Here is a 3,851-nt window from a genome sequence, read left to right as displayed (position 1 = left end):
ACTATATCTTTAAGAGCATCAAGTTTATTGTCACTTGAAGCAACAAGCACTAAAACTTTATCTTTCTCTTTAAAATTGACCTCATAAGGAGTACCCTTAAAATCATAACGATTTGCAACTTCTCTATCTACCAAGTTTATTGCGTTTTTCATATTTTGCATATCTATCTTCGCTGTTATATCAAATGAGTGTTCTTTTGCCATCTTTAAAAACCTTGTATATTTTGCTAACAATTATAACACACTCTTGTTTGAAATCTTGATATAATATAAGGATGAAACTTAACAAACGCGAAATATACAAAGCACGACTTAAACCATACGACTACTTTGCAGAGTTTGAAACGATTGATTTTGACTCACTTGGAGAGGGTGACCGCTACTATTTGCAAGATTTCGGTATTTTTACTACTGATTTTTTAGAAGGTGAATTTACTCTAAGGCTTAGAAACGCAGGAGGACAAATTAGTGCCAAAGAGTTTGAATATATCGCAGATATAGTAGAAGAGTATGACCTTACACTTGTTATAACTGCCCGCGCAGGATTCCAACTTCATGATATAGAGTCTGACAATGTTTTAGAAATTTGGAAAAAACTCAATGCAAACGGACTCACAACATGGCAGAGTTTTGGAGATAATATCCGCAATATTGTCACAGATGTTTATGATGGCGTAGGAAAATTTGCACATATTGAAGTCTATCCTCTCATCCAAAAGATGCAAAATTACATTCTTAAAAATCCAAAATATGTAGGAATGCTTCCTCGTCGCGTAAGCATAGGTATTTCAGGAAATAGCGCTAATGTAAACTCCTTTTTTGCAAATGATTTGTACTTTGCCCTTGCACAAAAAGATACTCAATATGGTTTTAATGTCTATCTTGGAGGAAAAAATACAGAGATTGCACAAGATGCAGATATTTTTCTCACCCAAGAGGAGGTCTTTGATTTTTTCACTGCGTTTGTAGCTACTTTTTATGAACACGGTTCACGCTTTTCACGCTCCAAAACCAGACTCTTTTATATGATAGAAGAGCTAGGTCTCAAAAAGCTCAAAGAGCTCATTCAAACGCAGTACCATAAAGCTTTTGTAAACGCAGGAGAGTTAGTACTGGAGCATTTTGATTTTCAAGAGTTTGAAGAGCTTAAAGATGGAAGTTTTGCTTTTTGTTATCAAAGTGATTTTGGAAGGCTCAAGCCTCAAGAGATACGAGAAGTTAGTGATTTTGCTTTACAAAACAGTGCACAAATTCGCATAGGAATTGATCAAAACATCTACTTGCTTGGTCTTAAAAACAAAAAAGTTCCTTTTGCTTCGCCTGCTCTCAGTGCAACTGTAGTCTCTTGTGCCGGAAACCTCTGTCCTTATGCAGTTTGGAGTATTAAAGATGAAGCGGCCAAGTATCTTCCACTTGAAAAAATTTATGAACATCGTATAAAAATCGGTTTTTCAGGCTGTGCAAAAGGGTGCGGCAGACATCGTCATACTGACATCGGATTGATAGGTCTCAAAACCAATAACTTTGGAGACACAGATGGTGGAGCTAGAATTTTCATAGGAGCTGAACACGACACAGGAAAGAGCATATCACGACAACTTTTTTCAATGGTACCATTTGTACATCTCAAAACTACAATGACACTTATTGTAACACTCTTTGAAAAGAGTGGCTACCAAAATTTTCAACTCTATGCAGAACATATTCTAAACAACTACAGCGAAGATTTTTTAGCGCTCTGGCATCTTTACAATCTCAAAACAGAGCAAACACTTCCTCTACTAAAACAAACACAACTCCAAACGAAAGAGGAGGAGTTATCACTTTTATTGCAACATTTTGATACGTTTGTACTGCTTGAAGATAGTATGAAAAAGAGTGTAAGTAGTCTCGTCAAAGAGTTGTGGACAGTAGAAGGAAAAGACCCTCACTACAAACCACCTATTAAAAGGACAAGCTTTCGTTAGAAGCTTGGACTCCCATCAAAACCAAATCCTCCACCAAAAGAGTTGGCAAGATTGGGGTCAGAGTACCCTGCCATTGTCAATTTCATTCTCAATTTTTCAATGTCGGCTTTACTTGAAATGCCTTGCGGACAGACAAGTGTGCACTCATTACACAAAGTACAGTCCCACACCCCGTTTGTTTGAATCGTCTCTATTTTCTCTGCTGCGTTTAGCTCACGTTTGTCACTCACATACTTCCAAACACGAGTCAGAGCAAAAGGCCCTAAGAACTCTTCATTGACGCTATAAACAGGACAGGCAGAGTAACATGAACCACACAAAATACAGTCACTTTGCAAAGCATTAATAAACTCATTTTGAGGCGTAAGTGCAGCTGACTTGTCATACTCACTCATCCACGCTTTTGCACGTTTGTTTGTCTCTAGTGCTGCGTCCATATTTACAACCAAATCACGAAGCAGAGGAACATTTTTCAAAGGCTCAACTTTGTCACCATCTTCTGCTTTATAGGAACAGGCAAGCACCTCTTTGCCATTGACTCGCACCGCACAAGAGCCACACACGCTACTGCGGCAGCCACTGCTGTAAGCTAAAGAACTGTCTTGGTGCGTTTTAATTTCATTTAACACTTCAAGCAGTGTTGCATCAGACATATCTACATCATACTCTATAAAATCAAACTCTCTTTGTATGCTTATTTTCATAACTCTGCCTCCACATAGTGCGCACCACAGCTCTCATCACGCGCAAGTGCTGCGTTTACTACAGCTTCACACACATCGAGCATATTTCTAAACTCCAAAAATTCTGTAAGATTTGTGTTATAAATCTTTGCCGTATCTTTGACACCCATCATCGGCAGTAACTCTTTGAGTCTTTCTATCTCCTCTTTTGCCGCGAGTAGTTCACTTTTGCGACGAACTATGCCGACTTTGTTATAAAAAAGAGCTCCTACGGCATCACGCTTTTCATAGAAGTTTATCTCATTTGTAAACTCTTTTACTGCGTTTAGAAAGTTCTCACTCTTTTTGCAGTCATACCCGCCGTTGCTTTTGTCATCACAAAAGGTAAAATTCGCGGCACTTTTTCCAGCTTCGCGACCAAAGACAACTATCTCAAGTAGAGAGTTTCCTCCAAGTCTATTTGCACCATGTACTTTATGGTTGGCACACTCACCGCAGACAAACAAACCACTCACACTTGTTTGTGATTTGTTATCGACTTCAATGCCTCCCATAGTGTAGTGTGCTACTGCTTTTATAGGTATCAAATCATGCACAGGGTCAACATTTTCATAGAGCTTCGCAAGTTTTCGCTCTTGGGGTAAATTTTCATCGATGAATTTCTCTCCAAGATGACGGATGTCCAAAAAGACTTCCTCGCCCTTTTGCATCTCTGCGTTTATGGCACGGCTCACTTCATCACGAGGGGCAAGCTCATTTGTAAAGCGCTCGCCCTTAGAGTTTACCAAGTAACCTCCCTCCCCACGTGCTGACTCACTAATGAGAATAGAAGAATTTTTCAATCCTGTTGGATGAAACTGCACAAACTCCATACCAAGAAGTTTCGCGCCAGCACGCTTTGCAGCAGCAATGCCATCGCCTGTAGATGCAGTAGAATTTGTAGAGTATTTATCATAAATACGAGAATAACCACCCGTCGCAAGTATGACACTTTTTGCAAAGTGGTGTTCTACCTCTCCAGTGCGAATATTTAATACCAAGGCACCGCAAACACTCCCATCCTCTTTTTGCAACAGATCAAGTAAAAATCTCTCATTTAACATCTCAACATCTTTTTGCAGACATCTGTCATAAAGCGTATGCAAAATTTTCAATCCCGTATAGTCTTGTGCATAACAAGCTCGTGGGGCTGAAGCACCACC

Annotated in this window: 4 protein-coding genes; 1 reads left to right on the top strand and 3 read right to left on the bottom strand. The window is 39.3% G+C overall.

What is annotated here, in order from left to right:
* Positions 1–203: nucleotide-binding YajQ family protein (locus MV589_RS08570; protein WP_297433899.1), on the bottom strand; the 203-nt coding region annotated here is incomplete at its 3' end.
* A 71-nt stretch (positions 204–274) separates the two neighbouring features.
* On the opposite strand from MV589_RS08570, the gene MV589_RS08565 reads away from it, so the two are divergent.
* The gene (locus MV589_RS08565; RefSeq protein WP_297433896.1) at positions 275–1,966 is read left to right on the top strand and encodes a ferredoxin-like domain-containing protein; all 1,692 of its coding nucleotides are present in this window, start codon (positions 275–277) and stop codon (positions 1,964–1,966) included.
* Here the strand turns inward: MV589_RS08565 and MV589_RS08560 are convergent.
* Both MV589_RS08560 and MV589_RS08555 read right to left on the bottom strand, forming a co-directional pair.
* On the bottom strand, positions 1,963–2,670 hold the full coding sequence (locus MV589_RS08560; protein WP_297433894.1) for a succinate dehydrogenase/fumarate reductase iron-sulfur subunit: 708 nt from the start codon (positions 2,668–2,670) through the stop codon (positions 1,963–1,965). The two genes, MV589_RS08565 and MV589_RS08560, sit on opposite strands and share 4 nt — an antisense overlap.
* On the bottom strand, positions 2,667–3,851 hold a 1,185-nt coding region (locus tag MV589_RS08555; RefSeq protein WP_297433892.1), incomplete at its 5' end, for an FAD-binding protein. The genes MV589_RS08555 and MV589_RS08560, both read right to left, overlap by 4 nt.

Origin of the sequence: Sulfurimonas sp. (assembly GCF_026991475.1) — a bacterium.
GTDB lineage: Bacteria > Campylobacterota > Campylobacteria > Campylobacterales > Sulfurimonadaceae > Sulfurimonas.
This window is presented reverse-complemented; position numbering and strand designations above follow the sequence as displayed.